Source organism: Bifidobacterium cuniculi, from assembly GCF_000741575.1.
Lineage (GTDB): Bacteria > Actinomycetota > Actinomycetes > Actinomycetales > Bifidobacteriaceae > Bifidobacterium > Bifidobacterium cuniculi.
Genome location: NZ_JGYV01000014.1, coordinates 16088 through 33144, shown reverse-complemented (window position 1 = coordinate 33144; position 17057 = coordinate 16088). Strand labels below are relative to the sequence as shown.

Below are 17057 nucleotides of genomic sequence, written 5' to 3'. Positions count from 1 at the left end.
GTTGCTGCACAGTGACCAGGGCTGGCAGTACCAGCAGCCCGCCTGGGCGCGGGCGTGCGCGCGCATGGGCATCGTGCGCAGCATGTCACGCAAGGGCAACTGCTTGGACAACGCCGCGACCGAGCAGGTGTTCGGTCATCTCAAGGACGAGTTCTTCCGGGGTCGTCAATGGGCTGACTATGAGTCGTTCAAGCGTGACCTGGAGGGCTACATCCGTTACTGGAACTCGACACGCTGCCAGGCAGCGGTCGGGGGCATGAGCCCCGACCGCTATGAGCAGGCGTTACTGGCCCTGGCCGGGTAGGGCCGGGGCATGGTAGACTGAGCACCCACACCATGAGGGTGGGTGACACTCATTAACCCCGTCCAGAAAACGGGGGACAGTTCAAAAAACGTAAGATTTCTAGACCGCAGGTGCACCGGGCCAAAACCGTTCCTCTGCGGATAGGTGCTGTGGCGTGGTGGCCCCTGCTAGATTTTGTTCGAAAAAATGAACAAAATCTAGCAGGGGCCACCACGCCACAGGGCACAGGACCACAGCACCTACTCCGCAGAGGCATCCTCATCGGAGATACGGCCTGCGGTACGGTCGGCTTCGGCCTTGCGGGCTTCGTACTGCTCCTCGGCTTCCTCGGCACTGCGCGGGATGCCGGCGAGTTCGGAACCGGTGGCTTCACGCATGCGCTGGTCCACGCGGTCGATCACCTCGTCGAAGTAGGCTTCCTGCTCGGGGGTCAGCTCCGTGTCGGAGACCGCCTCGAACTGGGCGTTGATGTCGTCGAAGCTCTTGAGCCATTCGGCGTAGCCCTCGGCCTTGTCGGCGGGGATGCCGTCCTGGCTGTTGAGCATCTCGGCATAGTCGGCGTAGTCCATCATGAACTGCTCGTAGTTCTTGATGACTTCCATCGGATCGGTGGTGGAGGGGGTGACCTCGGAGGTCGTCTCCTGCTCGGCTTCGGCCTGGGTGTCGCCGAAAGGCAGGTGGAAGACGAATACGGCGACGAGGGCCGTGGCAATGGCCGCCACGGCGGCGACGGCGACGATGATCCACGTCTTGCGATGCTTGGTCTTGCTCTGCTGTTCCACTGCTCCTACCTTCATGACTCGGGCATGCTCTTGCTTGTCTCCATCCTATCGGGTTCGGTCCGTCCACATCAAGTCATGTCTGCAACCGTCACCACTCCTTGACATCAGCGGCATGCACACCATCGTTCACATGGCAATGCGCACGATGTCACACCAATCGATTCGCTCTCCGGACACCAGGACCAGGCACCGCCCGGCAACATCGACCCGTGCCACTTCGCCGTCGGTCTGCACGTACCCGCCACCCTGCCGCGCATCGTCACGAAAATGGATCACGCTCACCCGCGGATGGCGCTCCGCCATCTGCCGCAGTCCGCACAACTGCCGGTCGAGCTGTTCGCGCGCATCCTCGTCCAGTTCGACGCGTTCCTCGGGACGGCGCGCCACCTGTTCCAGCAGGTCGTCGTAGCCGCTGAGCGCCGCGAAGGGCATGAACTGCGCCGCCCGCTGCCCCACTGCCATGTGCCGGTGACGCCGCGGGCCGTCCCAGGTCACGTCGATGATGTCGTCGTAGCCGCTCATGCCGCATGGCCTCCGATCTGCCGGTTCCGGTCACGCCCCGTGGCACCTTCCTCGAGGTTGGTGCCGGTCAGCACCGCGTTGCCGCCGAAGCGTTCCTTGAGCTGCAGGATGGCCTGTTGCACACGTTCCTCGCGCTCCCCCTGGGCGTCCCGGGCACTGTCCGCACTCCCGCCGTCCGCCGCGGAGAACAGGTCAGGCTGCTCATATCCCACCGGTTCCTCGCGCCCGTGCACCGCGCCGGCGCTCACGGTGAACCGGCGGACCAGCAACGCCGGGTCGACGAGCCTGTCGTACAGCGCACCGACCGCGGCGCGGATCGCACTGGCCGACGCCGTACGTCTCCCCAGCCGTTGGGTGCCATGCGCGGGTTTCGGCACCAGCCGGCCGTAGCGGTCTCGCTTGACGGGCCCCGCATAGGCGGCACCACGGCCGTCCTCCAGGCTGCTGCGATCATAGCCGACGCCCAGGCCCACCTGGTCGGTCACCAGGCGGCGGGCGGCGAGGTCGAAGGCCAGCTGGTCGGCCATCTCGAGCGCCACGACGCGCGCATGCGCATGGTCGTAGGGTTCGTGGAGCACCTGCCCGGAACTGATGCTCGAATCCTGCGGACGGTAGTCCTTGATGTCCGCGATGGTGCACGGTTCGCGGCCCCACGCATGGTCGATGAGCAGTTCCGCGTTCACCCCGAACCAGCGGAACAGCAGCTCCTCGTTGTAGTAGTCGTTCGGCAAGCCCAGCGAACAGCGCGCCAGGTCGCCCATGGTCATGATGCCGTGGTGTTCCAGCTTGTGCGCGGTGCTGCGGCCGACGCGCCAGAAGTCGGTGAGCGGACGGTGGCCCCACAGCGTACGCCGGTAGCCGGCTTCGTCGAGCTGTGCGATGCGTACGCCGTCGGCGTCGGCAGGCACGTGCTTGGCAACGATGTCCATCGCGACCTTCGCCAGGTAGAGGTTGGTGCCGATGCCGGCAGTCGCGGTGATGCCGGTCGTGCGCTGGATCTCGGCGATGATGCGCCGCGCCAGTTCATGCGGCGAGCACCGGAAATACGGCAGGTAGTGGGTGGCGTCGATGAACACCTCGTCGACCGAGTAGACGTGGATGTCGCGTTCGGACGCGTACTTGAGGTAAATGGAGTAGATGCGCGCGCTGGTGTCCAGGTAATGCGCCATGCGCGGCTTGGCGACGACGTAGCCGACGGCGAGCGCGGGGTCGGCGTCGAGCTGCGCGCGGCTGGCGGAGCTGCCGCGCAGCCGACGGCCCGGTGCGTGCAGCCGGCGTTCCTCGTTGACCTGTGCGACGCGCTGTTCGACCTCGAAGAGGCGCGGACGGCCGCCGATGCCGAGGGATTTGAGCGCCGGGGAGACCGCCAGGCAGATGGTCTTGCTGGTGCGGCTGGCGTCGGCAACCACGAGGTTGGTGTCGAGCGGGTCGAGTCCACGCGCCACGCATTCGGCGGACGCGTAGAAGGACTTGAGGTCGATGGCGAGGTAGGTAGGCGTGCCCATGGTCCTTATTATCGAACGGATGTTCGGGTTTGTCCACTTGACGGCAAACGGCTGAACTTCAAGTCCTCATCCTCAATCCCAATCACCGGATACAGGCAGCAACCCCACAGAACACTCCCCTGTGACGTAAAGGTTTTATTTACGTCAGCTTGTGCATGACAATCACAGCTCGATATTTTGAAGAGGTCAATATTTCTTCTATCCCTCATGAAGGAGGTGAAAACGTGAGGAAACATACCGTTCAGATACTTTCCCCATTGCTGACATTGCTTCTGGCATTTGGCGCAACGAATGCTGCCTATGCAACTACAGCATCGACTGCATCAGCTCGCATCAGCGTCCCCTGCAGCGCGGTACAGCACAGCAACCAGGCAAAGCTGACATGCACCAACTCGTCACGTTACGTACGAGCAAAAATCGCATGCCGACTGTGGCCAGATCAGTATACCCAATGGATTAAGAATGGAACCAGCTATTCAAGTGGCTGTCCATTCGGAGTCAACGATACAGCCAGCGGCAATCCGGTTACCATGGAAATCGGAGCGTCGTGACATAGGACATTCCGCATAAAACGGTGCTCATGGAATCTACTATGATGTCACATCTTATGAGCACCGTACCATTACTCTTACTCTTCTATCAACGTTATTATGAAAATAATAACAATTATCAATACAGGACAAAGAAACGCGAAAGGCATGCGGTGGGATCTTTACGGTTGGACCATGTCGGCTATGCATACGGACGCCACTTGGCACTCAACGACGTCACGCATTCGTTTGGAGTCGGGCTATACGGCCTCTTGGGACCCAATGGTGCCGGCAAGACCACGCTTTTGCGGATCATGGCAACTGCCTTGGCACCACGGTCAGGTCGAGTATTCATCGGAGGGCTGGATACTTCGAAACGACAGGAACGGCGCAAGGTTCGCGATACATTAGGATTCCTTCCCCAGCATTTCGAACTCATGGAAGCGAGCACGGCCCTACATAACGTACAGTATGCCACTTGGCTGCATGGGGGATCATGGCAACATGCCGGAGAGCAGGCACGCCGCACACTGGAAACAGTGGGAATGGGCGAGCGTGAAACTTCACTGGTACGCACGCTGTCGGGAGGCATGCGTCAACGGATCGGCATTGCATGCGCAATGGCCTGCCAGCCGGAAATACTTCTGCTTGACGAGCCGACCGTTGGGCTCGATCCGGAACAGCGATTGGAATTACGTGCCGTGCTCAGCGAATATGCACGCTACCATACCGTGATACTGAGCACACACATGGTCGAGGACGTCGTTGCCATGGCAGACGAAATCCTTATCTTGGCACACGGCTCATTCGTCTTCGACGGCAACGCCGACGAGCTGGCCGCCCACGCCGACGAACGTGATTCCCTGACCACCTCGTGGGAAGCCGGTTACCGTTCCATCATGTCCGATTCCACGGGGAAATCATGAGGTCTGCCATGACGACCAAGAGCAAGAGCAAGAGCAAGTTCATGCGATACGGCTCGGGACTGCTCGCACCATTGCCAGGTGCAGGAACTGCGGTATTCATCGTATTGATGACCCTGTACCCGCTGGCATTGGGGGCGCGCAACTATCGGATTGGCGATAGCGGCGAGGGATTGGTCTGGCGTCCGGCAGCACTTCAGCTGGACTTGACCTGGATGCACGTGCTGACCGATGTGGTCGCAGCCCTCTATGGGGCATGGTGCTCGCATAAGGCGCTCTCTCCACGTTGTCCGGTCGGAGCACCTTGGAACGGCGGATCCCAGTGGCGGCATTACGGCATTCCCTTGGTCAAGGGGTGCCTGATTTGCGCATTGACTTATGCGACGGCGATGACACCGTCGATTGGATGGACCCTTTGGCAGACAGGTGCTTCGTTTCCTTGGGAAACCTTGCTCTTCGGGATGACGATGCCTGCCATATTGTTCGCCGTCGGTTTCACCTGCGGCGTACTCATGGGCAACCGATGGGCGTTGCCCGTATCCGGATTGCTTGCATCCGGATACGTATGCATCGGTTTTCTCGTTGTGCATCCGACCATTCCCAACGGCGTATTTCCACGACATTGGGGTTCTCGGTGGATGGCAGTGTTCCCATTGGCCGATTCGGGCATGGGAACCGAGCCGGGCATTGCGATTGATCCTTGGATGGTCGTGGTGCGTTTGGCATTCACTGCCGTTGTCGTGCTTTCCTCATGGTGCGCATGCGCCGTGTATGCCGATGGGTATGGCAGATCAGCCATGCGTGCACGTTCCTTGGCGGCTTGGCTCGCGCCTGTCCTGGCATGCAGCTTGGCCATCGGCACTGCGGGGCCCTACATGTGGGTGCGGAGCGCTCCCTTCACGCCTGTATGCGAGGAAACCCAACCCGCAGGCATCAGAGTATGCTCCCACCTCGAAGACAGCATGATGCGCCAGAGATACCTGCAACTCTTCTCCTCGTTCGTGACATGGTTTCCCGAACAGTGGGAACCGCTGCAGGAGCACCCCTTGACTGTGCTCCTCGGCAATGCTTTCACCACGACCGACGGCACACGCCCCTACAATCTGACCGATGATGGTTTGCAGTTGGCCATGACCACGAGCGGTACAACGGTGAGGTTGCATACCGACACCGTTCTGTCCGGCGATGACATTGCACAGAACGTACTCGACATAGCCATCCGAGCAACGGACCAATGGATACCGGCGCCATGCGCGGCAACGGCACGCGAACAGGTATTCAACCGCACGACGTTGTCCGACAACGCAGATGTCACGGCGTTCCTGTTACAGGAGATGCCGTACCGTATGGCGGCACTGTCCGGATGGGACTCGGGCATATTGCCCGGATCCGCACAGGACGAAGCGGCACAGGCAGTCGACGCCAGTGACGATGAACGGTTCCGCGATTTCATTGAACACAATATCAACGGCATAGATACATGCGGCATCACGCCTCAACATCTTCTGGATGCCTTTGCACCCGACGGAAAGACGGCATCATGATGTCCACGTTGCGCATATGGCTCGGTACCAGACGACCTCTTGCGTGGTCGATCCTCATGCTGGTCAGCGCCCTTGCAGTTCCGGTTGCATCATTGCTGACGGGCGGGTACCCCTATCGGCTTGTGCTGTATGAGGACATGCTCTGCGTGACCGGAATCTCCGCCGACAATCCCGTTCAGGAAATCAATTCGATATGTCCTCCGGGATCCGTCATCCGCATGGGAACCATATCCCTGCCCGAAATGCTCTCATGGCTCTGCTTCGTCGGTGCGGCCGCATCATTGTGCCCGTCCATGGGAGGATGGGAAAGGCTTCATCGGAGGCGCATCCGTACAACCGCGACATTGGCGATGGCAATGACCCTGATCATGCCGCTGCTTGGCACACTGGTTTCCGCCTTGGTCTGGCGAGAAGGTACTTCGATGGAATATGGCTGCATGCTTGCCAATCTCATGGTTGACTTGGGAATCACGCTGCTTGCCATACTCTGTCTGGGACGACTGTACGGCTCACTGGCTGCCGTTGGCTGTCTCGCATTGTGCATTGCCACCCAACCATGGCATCCCTCTTGGCGTGCTTATCCATGGACCACTGCCGGCAACCTATGGTCGCTCATGTCAATCGGAGCGTTGCTCTGCCTGGTCGGTATCTGCGGATGGGCATACACCTGCGGATATGTTCGACTGGATGCTTGCGAGCGCTGAACATGGGCAGGCAGCCTGATCCTTCATTCACAAGGTATGGAAACATCCAAGGTCCACATCCCCTCGGTGTCGTCGACGGCAAAACTGCCGCCCAGCTGTTCGATTCTTTCCTTGTAGTCGCGCAATCCCGATCCCGTGCTGCGGTATGGCGGATCGGCGGCCGGTATGTCGGTCAGGGAAATATGGAGATCGTGGCTGCTCGTCCCGATCAGAAGCGTGTAAGGATGGGCATGGTCCGCGTACTTGGCCAGGTTGCCGAACAGTTCTCGTACGAATCCTTCCATCAGTAGTTTGATTGCACCAGTCACTTGCACCGTCTCGATCTCCGGAGATATCACCACGGTGCCTGCCAGACCAATGGCAGCCATCCGATTGGAATTCTCGCGCACCAGCCGCCCCAGCGAAAAGGAGGTTGTTCTTCCGCCAACGGTCGGAGCGTCCGCTTCCTGCTGCAGCAACCGCAGACTGGAGTGAGCCGATTCAAGGGCTTTGCGCACTGCGCGTTTCGCATGGCTGCTTGCAGGATCTTCATCCATGAGCATCAAGGCATAGGCAAGATCGTTGCACACCCCATCATGCAATTCCGAGGACACTTCCGTTCGTTGTGCCTGGGACTGCTGCCTTGTGGTCTTCCGTGCCCGTTCCAGCACCTTACGCACAATGAAGCCGATGACGGAGCATCCCACCAACGTGATGTTCAACATCAGGATGGATGGCCATGACAGTTGTGGCGCACCAAACGTCGGAAGGAACGTCATACCGCACTCCGCGAAGACAAAAATCAAAGACGCCACCAAGGCCATGGGCAAGGAGACGTATCCCAGCACACTCATGGCGAACAGCCCGAGGTAGACGAACACTCCCGGCAGGGTCACGGGGAGGACATATCCAACACACCAGACAACCAACACAACCACTATGCCGACAGGAAGTTTCCATACCAGAAGAGCCGCTGCGCAGATCTCGACCGCAGCCATGACCCAACTTGCGCTCGAGGAAGTCAGGCCCATGAGCATCATTTCCGCAAGCAACGAGAACAGCCACACCGCCCCAAGCGCCAGCAGCAAACGTCGTGGTATCGACTTTTCACGGCGTTTCCATGCCTCCGTATCACAGCAGTTCATACCGGCGTGCCTTCCGTAGGGCGTCATCACGCTTATGCACTCCCAATTTGCGCATCACCCGATGCATCAGTACCCCTACCGTGGATTGCGTGACATCCATCTCCTGGGCAATCCGCTGCGTGGAACCGAACTTCCCATACAGGCGCAGCGCTTGGGATTCCCGGGGAGTCAACACTGCGCCAATCGAATGCTTACTTGTGTCATCCACGAGAGCGGCATGTGCGCCTGCCACATCCGGGAAGATTGCAGAATCAGTACTGCGACCGTCCTTCAGAAGCGGCAAGTGACGGGGAAGTTCCTTGGGCAAGGACGTTTTTGAAAGAAGGCCCTGTGCGCCTGCGGCCGCCAAATCGTTGCGATACCAATCCAACGCATTGGCGGTCATGCCAAGAATCGACATTCGTTCGCTTGAGGCACGCAGCGTACGGCAGAAGTCCACACCGGTGGTCGTCCCCAAAGCCATATCCACGACCATGACTTGCGGCGGATCCTCGTACAGGCATTTGTGGAGTGCCTTCGACGGGGACGTCTCCATCCACAGCACCTCACAGTCCCGGCAACCGATCATCCATTGGCGCAAGGCAGCCAAGACCAAGGCATCGTTGTCCAGAAAGGCAATCGTCGTATTACCCAACTTTCCCTCCTTAAAAACGACCAATGCATTGTTCCTTCTCCCTATCGGGACAATGATAGCAACGACAAGACCAATCGGCAGCAATAGGCCGCATGACGGACTTCAATGACCATTTTTTACATGGATCTTTACGACGATTGCCGTCGAATGCAACATCCGTGGGACACTGGTGCGGTCCCATCGGTATCGATATCGAAGGAGAACCATCATGCCTTTCGTCAATGCACTCATGTCCGTCCTGCTTTGCCTCACCCCTCTGGCGGCCACCGACATCGACCAGGTAACCATTATGGATCCAACTTGTCGGGTATGGGACTGCCCAGCGCCCATGCCCAAGTGGCTCTGTGACCTGTTCAAGCACTGAGCGGAGTCCACTTCGGATCTTTACGCAGTTTTTTACAACACATTGCATGGCAGAAAACCATCTGCCATACTCATCCCAGACCACATCGACGTGGTCTTTCAATAAAGGAGAACAACCATGCTCAAACGAAAAGCAGGAAAGGGCATTGCCGTGTTGGCAGCAGCCGTGACCTTGTTCGGATTCACCGGTGTTGCACATGCAACTACCATTCCGGTGTATGGAAAAGGTCATTACACAGAGACCTACTCCCAGTCCACTACAAGCCCGTGGCAATCACAGCACGTGCTGGAAGTGACTACTCCCAGCGGCGCGCTCCAGACCAAGAGGGGCAATTGGGCACCCCTCTACCATAAGTCCCAGGCAGACCGCCAGGGACTGCCCTTGAAGAACTTCTATGCGCTCTGGCGCTAATCCGGTTCTTCACAGCAGCATCGAGCAACATCAGGGTGGTTACCATCCAATTACAATTATTGGCAGTAGCCACCCCATATACATGGATATGGGCCAAATCATGAAAAGAACAATATCTGCCATGGCGTTGATTGTCCTAATAGGGGCAAGCAGCGCTTGTGGAGTTTCATCCGAATCAAAACCCTTCGATCAGAACAATGTCTCGTTTAGCGGTGGCTACGCGCTTCAATATGAAGAGGCGTACCAGAAAGCCCAATCAGACGCTGCACGCCGCATCCTTATCGATGGCTCCATCACAGAAGCAGAATATGAACAAGGCCTCCAACTTTACCGAGAGTGCCTGGCAAAAGATAACTATCAGGTTTTCGAAGGAGACCACCTCACGGATTACACGGTCCAAGCACCACATCAGGATTCCGCCCGGATGCGCCGGGATATGGCCCGCTGCGGTACAGAGACCAGTTTCGACGATATCGATTATTTGTTCCAAATGGCGCGAATGAGCTCTGACTCATCCGATGACACAGTCCCCGCGTTGGTGGAATGTTTGAAACGACATGGACTCGCTGAACAATCCCTCACTGCTGACGATTACAAGCAGATCGTAATGGACCCCACATCTGATCAAGAGCATTTCGGCAAGTACTTCGACGAAACCCGCGACGACTACGACGCCGAGCAATCCCCCGCCTACTGGGCATGCAACGCCGACCCCAACAGCTAGCCGAAAGTCCACATTCCGGTTCCGGCCATCCACGCATCCGACGAACCGGTACCATGGAACATGACCACATCGCCGTGGGGAACAACGAGAAGGGACTTCACATGGCGCACCAGCATACACATACCTGTCTTGCAGCAACGGCCGCAGTCCTCCTGCTCCTTGCCGCCGGCTGCGGTCAGTCCGAAACCGCCGCTCCCGTGACCTTCGACAAGGACAATGTCACCTTCACCGGCGCCAATTCCATCACTTATCAGAAGGCGTGGGACAGCACAACCAATGACATAGCACGCAAAATGCTCATTGACGAACAAATTACCGATGCGGAATTCGACCAAGCTCGTGAACGATACAGCGACTGCATGGCGAATTTCGGGTATACGATCACATACGAAGGTACCAACGGAGAACGGCAAGACAGGTACCCGAATACCGATTGGGAACAAATCACCAAGAACACTGAATATTGTCAAGCACAAACAGCCTTTGACTATATCGAACTGCTTCACAATCTCAATGGTTATGACTCCGACCAAGACACCGTCACTCCCCTCGTGGAATGCCTCAAACGCCACGGCATCGCAGACAGGAACATGACCGCCGACCAATACAAGGACATCGTCAGCGACCCACAGACCGACGCGAAGATCTTCGGCAAGTACTTCGACGAAACCCGCGACGACTACGACGCCGAGCAATCCCCCGCCTACTGGGCCTGCAACGCCGACCCCAACAGCTGACGCCACCACCGAAGGGGACCCCATGCACAAACGCACACGCACCGCCACCGATGACCGGCCCGGCGTAGCCACCTCCATCGTCGTCCTGCTCGTCGTCCTCGCCCTGGCCGTAGGCGCAGCGGCCACGCTGCTGGCAGTGCGCATCACCACGCCGCGCGACTTGTCCTCCACCGCGCAGGGCGGCACAATCGCCACTGAGTCCGGCACCTATGACGACCGGCGCGCAGTGACCGTGCGCGTCACGCAGGGCGACGACGCCACGTTGCGATCGCCGGCGGAAGGCACGCTCACCGCCTACGACTGCGCCGTCGGGGCAACCGTGGAGTCGGGCACATCCATGCTCGCCGTGGACGACACGCCCGTCCTGTCCCTGCACACGAACACGCCTCTCTACCGCGCCCTGACCAGCGGCGTGCAGGGCGCCGACGTGGCCGCCCTGCACGCCGAACTGCGCACCCTGGGCTATGACGCCCCCGACTCGGACACCTTCTCCTGGCAGTCCGTGGAGGCGTTCAATGCGCTCGCCGAACAGGTCGGCTCCGTCAAGCCCACCGCGGACAACGGCTGGAGCGTCACCCCGCAGATGCTCATGTGGCTGCCGGCGCGTACCGTGACCGTCGCCGGTTGCCCCGCCCGCACCGGCATGCACGTCGACGCCGCCACGGACGTGGTGGCCACGGCTCCCCTGCTCACCGGCGCGACCATCATCCGCACCACCGACGCCCGCTCGGACCAGCCCGCCGCCGGACTGCGCTCCCTGACCGTGGCCGGCCAGACCTTCGACATCGCCCAGGACACCGTCGACATGACCGACCGCGCCTTCCTGAACGCCGTGGCCGCCAGCAGCGAATACGCCGCGGCCATGAGCGACACCCAGCAGTCGGGCACCGGCGCTGCACAGCCCGCCGCCGACGGCACCGTGGACGTGACCTACCAGTGGACGCTCAAGGAGCCCCTGCAGGTGACCTTCGTCCCGCCGGCCGCACTCTACGACGTCGCCTCCGGCACGGGCTGCCTGAGCGTGGCCGGCACGCCGACGCCGGTGGATATCGTCGCCTCGCAGCTGGGGCGCACCATGGTCACGTCCGCGCAGCCGATCGGCAGCGTGGACGTGCCGCCGGCCACGACGAAGGCATGCCGATGAGCGCGGCAGTGCACCTGAAGGACGTGGGCCACTCCTTCGGCTCGGGCATGCTGTTCTCGCACCTGGACGGCACGCTCGAGCCGCGGCACGTCTACGCGCTGGTCGGGCCGAGCGGTTCGGGCAAGTCGACGCTGCTGTCCATCATCGCCGGCTGGGTCACGCCGACCGAGGGGACGGTGGAGCGCGAGGACTGCGGACGCGTGCACTGGGTGCAGCAGAACCCGCACGGCGTGGCGCGGCGTATGGCGATTGACCATGTGGCGCTCCCCTTCGTCGCACGCGGCGAGACGCGCACGGCCGCAGCGCGGCATGCGCGGGAGCTGCTGGCGATGTTCGGCCTGGAGGAGCGTGCCGAACGGCAGTTCCGAGAACTGTCCGGTGGCGAGGCGCAGCGGCTCATGCTGGCGCGCGGCGTCGCCTCGCAGGCCGGGCTGCTGCTCGTGGACGAACCCACCGCCCAGCTGGACCTGCATACCGCGGCCGGCGTCAACGAACACCTGCACGCGCTGAGCGTGGCGGGCGCGATCGTGGTCGTCGCCACGCACGACCCGAACACGCGCGACGCCTGCACCGACGTCATCGACCTGAGGGACTACCAATGAGCGGACAGGACGACAGGAAGCATCCCATGATGCGTCTGCGCGGCGCCTTCGACGAGGCCGCGCGCAACATCGCCAGCGGCACCACGCACGCGGCGCTCTATGCGCTGCTGCTGGCGGTCGTGATGGTGGGCTGTGCGGGCGCGGAACTGCTGCAGCTGCGGGGTATCCAGCGACAGATCGACGAGTTCGTCAGCGCCGGTGCCTCCACCTATGTCGTCGATGCGGCGGGGCGCATCGACGCGCGCAGCTGCGAGTCACTGGCCGGACTGGACGGCGTGCAGGCTGCCGGCGCCCTGCGCACGGCCGACGCACGCCTCACGCTGGCGCGCATCCCTTCCACTGCCCTGCCGACGCTGGAGGCGACTCCCGGCGCGCTGCGCGCCCTGGTCTCCGGCGACTCCGCCACGACGCGCAGTCTGGCGGCCGATGAGTTCGACGGCGTGTGGCTCTCCCGGCAGGCCGCCGACACCAGCGGCGCGGCAACCGGCTCGCTCGAGGCGCTCCTGGACGGCGGCAACGTGCGCATCGCCGGCGTCTACGAGTCCCCCGACGACGGCCGCAGCGGCACCACCGCCTACGCGCTGGTGGAGCCGGTGCCCGTCGAAGGCACCTTCGACCAGTGCATCGTCAAGGCGTGGCCGGTGCCGCAGTCCATGGAGTCGCTGGCCCTGGTCAGCGTGGGCGACGTGGGGACCGATCCGAACGACCAGCCGCGCGTACGCCAGTTCAACACCAAGCTGGGTGCCGAACTCGACGCGACCGCCCTGTTCGAACATCGCGCCACCACCGTCATGACGCCCCTGGCGGCAGTCGGCGGCCTGGCACTGGGCTTCGTGGCGATCCGCCTGCGCCGTCTCGAGCTGGCGTCAGCGCTGCACTGCGGCGTGCCGAAGACGGCACTGATGCTGCAATCGCTGATGGAAACCTGCAGCTGGACCGTGGCGGCGCTGGCGCTGTGCCTGCCCCTGCTCGCCTTCGCGTGGTGGGATTGGCCGGGCTTCGATGCCGGGCAGATCGTGGACCTGGCAGCGAGGCCACTGCTTGCCGCCGCCTGTGGTGCGTTGGTCGGCACCGCAGTTGCCATCCTCGCCGTCCGCGAGCGCAATCTTTTCCGCTATTTCAAGGACAGGAGCTAGGGCGGACTTGCACTGACTGGCTTCGGGAGCAAAACAGGCACGGTTCCTGCTGCCCCAACCGGACACGGAAACCAGTCAATGCAAGTTTTCTTTGGAAACATCACGAAAAACGAGAGAACCCTACGGCGAATTCTTACGGGAACTCGCCCGGTCCCCGTAAGAATTCGCCGCCCAAGCCCCTCTCTACGACGAATGCTTACGGGAACCTGCCCGCCCCCGTAAGCATCCGTCGCCCAGGCCCCTCTCTACGACGAATCCTTACGGACTCCTGCCACAACCCGGACGAATCCACCCGCCTCCTGCGCACCTTCGGTCGGGTGCATCTGGGCTGCCGGATGCGCCGATCGGGCAAACGGATCGTTCCGATACCGGAAAACAGCGCGGGCCACCGATCCGCTCCATGGTGTCTCCGTCCGATAGGCAGCGGGCACGGCATGAGTCGCACGAAGGCCAAGTACGGCACATCGGACGGGTCGTGGCACATGCGGACACGGGTCCGGATATGCAGGCGGCCGGCTGGGGCAGTCGCAGTGGTGGTCGCGTGCACTGCCATGCGCCCGGAGCAGCTAGCGGCCGGCTGGCCTGGCATGCACCCAGTCAGGATTGCATGACGAGCTGTTTTCGAGCATCGGCGCCAAGACCATTCGGACATACCGCTCCAGTCCCTGCACAGTGCAGGAATGACATCGCTTCTCTCCTCAGAGTAAACAGGCACCATGCACGTTGATACACGATGCCTGTTTTTACCGTGAGGAAAATGGTTAGACAGGCGCTATCATGAAGTTGTTAAAACGATTTAGCACCTCGGTCTTCCCTTCACTCGGCAGCCAACGACGGCTTCCCAAAAGACTGTCGTGCGTTCAAAGGAGAGCAGCATGAGCAAGAAGATCATCCTCGATTGCGACCCCGGCCATGACGACGCCGTTGCAATCCTCCTCGCCCTCGGCAACCCCGAGATCGACCTCCTGGGCGTCACCACCGTCGGCGGCAACCAGAGCCTCGAGAAGGTCACCTACAACGCCCGCGCCGTGCTGCGCAAGGCCGGCGCCGACGACGTTCCCGTCTACGCGGGCTGCGACCGTCCGCTCATCCGCGAGCAGGAAGTCGCCGCCTCCATCCACGGCGAGACCGGCCTCGACGGCGTCGAACTGCCCGAGCCGACCCGTCCGCTCGAGCAGGAGCATGCGGTCAACTGGATCATCGACACGATCATGAGCAACGAGCCGCAGACCATCACGCTCGTGCCCACCGGTCCGCTGACCAACATCGCCATGGCCGCGCGCCTGGAGCCGCGCATCGTCGACCGCGTCAAGGAAGTCGTCCTCATGGGCGGCGGCTACCACGTGGGCAACTGGAGCGCGGTCGCCGAATTCAACATCAAGGTCGACCCCGACGCCGCCCACATCGTCTTCAACGAACCCTGGCCGCTGACCATGGTCGGCCTCGACCTGACCCACCAGGCACTGTGCACGCCCGCCGCGCAGAAGCAGGTCGAATCTGTCGGTACGCCGCTGGCGACCTTCGTCTCCGGCCTCATGGACTACTTCCGCAAGTCCTACCAAGCCAACCAGGACTTCGTCGACCCACCGGTCCATGACCCCTGCACCGTCGCCTACCTGATCGACCCGACCGTCATGACCACCCGCCGCTGCCCGCTCGACGTGGAGATCCGCGGCGAACTCACACTCGGCATGACCGTGGCCGACCTGCGCGGCCCCGAGCCGAGCGAGAAGGAATGCCACACCCAGGTGGCCGTCAAGCTCGACCACCAGAAGTTCTGGGACCTCATCACCGACGCCATCCGCCGTCTCGGCTGACGCCCATCCCCATCCATCGCCGGCACAGCCGGCCATCACCCGCAGGCAGGCGGCGAGGAAGCCGCCCGCCTGCGGAACAACCCCTTCAGGAAAGAAAAGAGATGAATGACCATGTCGTCGACAATCCAACCGAAGCCCGATAAGGACCGGATGCTCGACAAAGGCGGCAAATCCATCGTGGCGCTCATGTTCGCGCTCCTCGTCGCCATCTTCGCCTTCCAGCTCAACGCCTCCATGCTCTCGCCGGCCCTGGCGACCATGGCGAAGCAGCTGAACACCACCGACACGCAGGTGAACCTCAGCCAGACGGTGTTCTTCACCGCCGCCGCCCTCTTCTCGCTCTTCCTGCCCCGCCTGGCCGACCTCGCAGGCCGCAAGAAGACGCTCATCGGCATGCTGCTCGCCACGGCCGCGGGCTGCATCGTCTCCGCGCTCGCACCGAACATCACCGTCCTCATGATCGGCCGCATCCTGCAGGGCGCCTCCGGCCCGATGGTGCCACTGTGCCTCATCATCCTGCACGTGCGCGTCACCGAGGACGCCAAGTACGCCAAGCTCATGGCCATCCTCACCTCCGTCAACGGCGGCATCGCCGGCCTCGACGCCCTCCTGGGCGGCTGGCTCGCCGGCTCCTTCGGTTTCCGTTCCGTGTTCTGGGTCATGGCCGGCATCGCCATCGTCGGCATGGTCGCCGTGTCCTTCTTCACCGACGAAAGCACCGCCGACGAGACGCCGAAGATGGATTGGCTCGGCGTGCTCTGCCTCGGCATCGCCTTCCTGGCCGCCTACCTGGTCACCAACGAAGTGCAGAAGCTGGCCGACGCCAACTGGATCATGGTCGCCATCCTCGCCGTCGTCGCCATCGTCTTCTTCGTCCTGTTCTGGCAGGTGGAGAAGCACAAGAAGAACCCGCTGGTCTCCACGCACTACATGAAGCAGCGCCGTACCTGGGGCCTACTGCTCACCACGCTCGTGGCCATGACCGGCGTCTTCGCCATCATGAACGGCATCGTGCCGCAACTCGCGCAGGACTCCGAGAACGGCGTCGGACTGTCCGCGTCCACCGTCTCCTTCTGCACCCTGACCCCCTACGCCCTGCTCGGCCTCGTGTTCGGTCCGGTCGCCGGCATGCTCGCCAGCAAGTTCGGCTACCGCAAGGTGCTGCGCTGCGGCCTGCTGCTCACCGCAGTCGGCGTGCTCTTCGGCATCTATCTGGCCTTCAAGCCGTCCGTGTGGGCCGCGCTCGTACTGTCCATGATCCTGGGCATCACCTACGCCGGCACCGTGAACATCATGCTCAACGGCCTGGGCATCGTGCTCTCCCCGAAGGACAACCCCGGCTACCTGCCCGGCATGAACGCCTCCATGTTCAACCTGGGCGCAGGCCTGAGCTTCGCCATCCTCTCCGTGGTGATGAACGCCTTCACCGCCTCCGCCGGCCCCGCCATGGGGTACGCCTCCGCCATGATCGGCTGTGCCGTGCTCACGGCGCTCGCCCTGGCGCTGTCCTTCCTCATCCCCAACCCCGAGACGCTCGAAGACTGACGACG

The 17057-nt window shown here is 61.7% G+C and carries 17 protein-coding genes; 12 read left to right on the top strand and 5 right to left on the bottom strand.

Features of this window, described 5'->3' with window-relative positions:
* A partial coding sequence (locus BCUN_RS07855; RefSeq protein ID WP_034258446.1) for an IS3 family transposase occupies positions 1–304 on the top strand: 304 nt, incomplete at its 5' end.
* A 239-nt stretch (positions 305–543) separates the two neighbouring features.
* On the opposite strand, the gene BCUN_RS07850 is transcribed toward BCUN_RS07855, so the two are convergent.
* From BCUN_RS07850 to BCUN_RS07840, 3 genes are all read right to left on the bottom strand, one after another.
* Complete coding sequence (locus BCUN_RS07850; protein WP_033516449.1) at positions 544–1086, bottom strand: DUF6591 domain-containing protein; 543 nt, start codon at positions 1084–1086, stop codon at positions 544–546.
* 126 nt (positions 1087–1212) lie between these two features.
* Positions 1213–1608 (bottom strand): hypothetical protein, encoded by a 396-nt coding sequence (locus BCUN_RS07845; RefSeq protein WP_033516451.1) that lies wholly within the window; start codon positions 1606–1608, stop codon positions 1213–1215.
* Positions 1605–3113 (bottom strand): Y-family DNA polymerase, encoded by a 1509-nt coding sequence (locus BCUN_RS07840; protein WP_033516453.1) that lies wholly within the window; start codon positions 3111–3113, stop codon positions 1605–1607. The genes BCUN_RS07845 and BCUN_RS07840 overlap by 4 nt, the downstream gene beginning before the upstream one ends.
* Positions 3114–3720: 607 nt before the next feature.
* Between BCUN_RS07840 and BCUN_RS07835 the strand changes: the two genes are divergently transcribed.
* The 3 genes from BCUN_RS07835 to BCUN_RS12385 are packed head-to-tail and all read left to right on the top strand — an operon-like array spanning position 3721 to position 6814.
* On the top strand, positions 3721–4569 hold the full coding sequence (locus BCUN_RS07835; protein ID WP_081895626.1) for an ATP-binding cassette domain-containing protein: 849 nt from the start codon (positions 3721–3723) through the stop codon (positions 4567–4569).
* 8 nt (positions 4570–4577) lie between these two features.
* Complete coding sequence (locus BCUN_RS12390) at positions 4578–6110, top strand: hypothetical protein (RefSeq protein ID WP_152598120.1); 1533 nt, start codon at positions 4578–4580, stop codon at positions 6108–6110.
* Positions 6107–6814 (top strand): hypothetical protein, encoded by a 708-nt coding sequence (locus BCUN_RS12385; protein ID WP_152598121.1) that lies wholly within the window; start codon positions 6107–6109, stop codon positions 6812–6814. The genes BCUN_RS12390 and BCUN_RS12385 overlap by 4 nt, the downstream gene beginning before the upstream one ends.
* 23 nt (positions 6815–6837) lie before the next feature.
* Here BCUN_RS12385 and BCUN_RS07825 read toward each other — a convergent pair whose 3' ends face one another.
* Both BCUN_RS07825 and BCUN_RS07820 read right to left on the bottom strand, forming a co-directional pair.
* Positions 6838–7938 (bottom strand): sensor histidine kinase, encoded by a 1101-nt coding sequence (locus BCUN_RS07825; RefSeq protein ID WP_152598122.1) that lies wholly within the window; start codon positions 7936–7938, stop codon positions 6838–6840.
* A complete protein-coding gene (locus tag BCUN_RS07820; protein ID WP_152598123.1) occupies positions 7925–8572 on the bottom strand; it encodes a response regulator transcription factor in 648 nt (215 codons plus the stop codon). Before BCUN_RS07820 ends, BCUN_RS07825 begins: the two co-directional genes overlap by 14 nt.
* Before the next feature lie 481 nt (positions 8573–9053).
* Between BCUN_RS07820 and BCUN_RS07815 the strand changes: the two genes are divergently transcribed.
* The 8 genes from BCUN_RS07815 to uriT all read left to right on the top strand — a co-directional run bounded on the left by BCUN_RS07815 (position 9054) and on the right by uriT (position 17052).
* Positions 9054–9347 carry a hypothetical protein gene (locus tag BCUN_RS07815; protein WP_051920941.1) on the top strand — a complete coding sequence of 98 codons (294 nt, stop codon included), beginning with the start codon at positions 9054–9056 and terminating at the stop codon, positions 9345–9347.
* A 121-nt stretch (positions 9348–9468) separates the two neighbouring features.
* Positions 9469–10071, top strand: coding sequence for a hypothetical protein (locus tag BCUN_RS11545; protein WP_051920940.1), 603 nt, complete (start codon positions 9469–9471; stop codon positions 10069–10071).
* A 53-nt stretch (positions 10072–10124) separates the two neighbouring features.
* On the top strand, positions 10125–10808 hold the full coding sequence (locus tag BCUN_RS07805; RefSeq protein WP_033516461.1) for a hypothetical protein: 684 nt from the start codon (positions 10125–10127) through the stop codon (positions 10806–10808).
* Between the two features lie 22 nt (positions 10809–10830).
* A complete protein-coding gene (locus BCUN_RS07800) occupies positions 10831–11952 on the top strand; it encodes a hypothetical protein (RefSeq protein WP_033516463.1) in 1122 nt (373 codons plus the stop codon).
* Complete coding sequence (locus BCUN_RS07795) at positions 11949–12554, top strand: ATP-binding cassette domain-containing protein (RefSeq protein WP_033516465.1); 606 nt, start codon at positions 11949–11951, stop codon at positions 12552–12554. The genes BCUN_RS07800 and BCUN_RS07795 overlap by 4 nt, the downstream gene beginning before the upstream one ends.
* Entirely contained in the window at positions 12551–13690 is a 1140-nt protein-coding gene (locus BCUN_RS07790) for a hypothetical protein (RefSeq protein WP_051920939.1), read from the top strand. Before BCUN_RS07795 ends, BCUN_RS07790 begins: the two co-directional genes overlap by 4 nt.
* 875 nt (positions 13691–14565) lie before the next feature.
* On the top strand, positions 14566–15507 hold the full coding sequence (uriH, locus tag BCUN_RS07785) for a uridine-preferring nucleoside hydrolase UriH (RefSeq protein WP_033516469.1): 942 nt from the start codon (positions 14566–14568) through the stop codon (positions 15505–15507).
* 111 nt (positions 15508–15618) lie between these two features.
* Positions 15619–17052: a uridine transporter UriT gene (gene uriT, locus BCUN_RS07780; protein ID WP_033516486.1), complete on the top strand. Its 1434-nt coding sequence runs from the start codon at positions 15619–15621 to the stop codon at positions 17050–17052.
* The last annotated feature ends 5 nt before the right edge of the window (positions 17053–17057 follow it).

Bases quoted from the DNA above. Each gene is read 5' to 3' on its own strand.
- BCUN_RS07845 (WP_033516451.1), bottom strand. From the start codon at position 1,608: ATGAGCGGCTACGACGACATCATCGACGTGACCTGGGACGGCCCGCGG.
- BCUN_RS07840 (WP_033516453.1), bottom strand. From the start codon at position 3,113: ATGGGCACGCCTACCTACCTCGCCATCGACCTCAAGTCCTTCTACGCG.
- BCUN_RS07835 (WP_081895626.1), top strand. From the start codon at position 3,721: ATGAGCACCGTACCATTACTCTTACTCTTCTATCAACGTTATTATGAA.
- BCUN_RS12390 (WP_152598120.1), top strand. From the start codon at position 4,578: ATGACGACCAAGAGCAAGAGCAAGAGCAAGTTCATGCGATACGGCTCG.
- BCUN_RS12385 (WP_152598121.1), top strand. From the start codon at position 6,107: ATGATGTCCACGTTGCGCATATGGCTCGGTACCAGACGACCTCTTGCG.
- BCUN_RS07825 (WP_152598122.1), bottom strand. From the start codon at position 7,938: ATGAACTGCTGTGATACGGAGGCATGGAAACGCCGTGAAAAGTCGATA.
- BCUN_RS07815 (WP_051920941.1), top strand. From the start codon at position 9,054: ATGCTCAAACGAAAAGCAGGAAAGGGCATTGCCGTGTTGGCAGCAGCC.
- BCUN_RS11545 (WP_051920940.1), top strand. From the start codon at position 9,469: ATGGCGTTGATTGTCCTAATAGGGGCAAGCAGCGCTTGTGGAGTTTCA.
- BCUN_RS07805 (WP_033516461.1), top strand. From the start codon at position 10,125: ATGGAACATGACCACATCGCCGTGGGGAACAACGAGAAGGGACTTCAC.
- BCUN_RS07800 (WP_033516463.1), top strand. From the start codon at position 10,831: ATGCACAAACGCACACGCACCGCCACCGATGACCGGCCCGGCGTAGCC.
- BCUN_RS07795 (WP_033516465.1), top strand. From the start codon at position 11,949: ATGAGCGCGGCAGTGCACCTGAAGGACGTGGGCCACTCCTTCGGCTCG.
- BCUN_RS07790 (WP_051920939.1), top strand. From the start codon at position 12,551: ATGAGCGGACAGGACGACAGGAAGCATCCCATGATGCGTCTGCGCGGC.
- uriH (WP_033516469.1), top strand. From the start codon at position 14,566: ATGAGCAAGAAGATCATCCTCGATTGCGACCCCGGCCATGACGACGCC.
- uriT (WP_033516486.1), top strand. From the start codon at position 15,619: ATGTCGTCGACAATCCAACCGAAGCCCGATAAGGACCGGATGCTCGAC.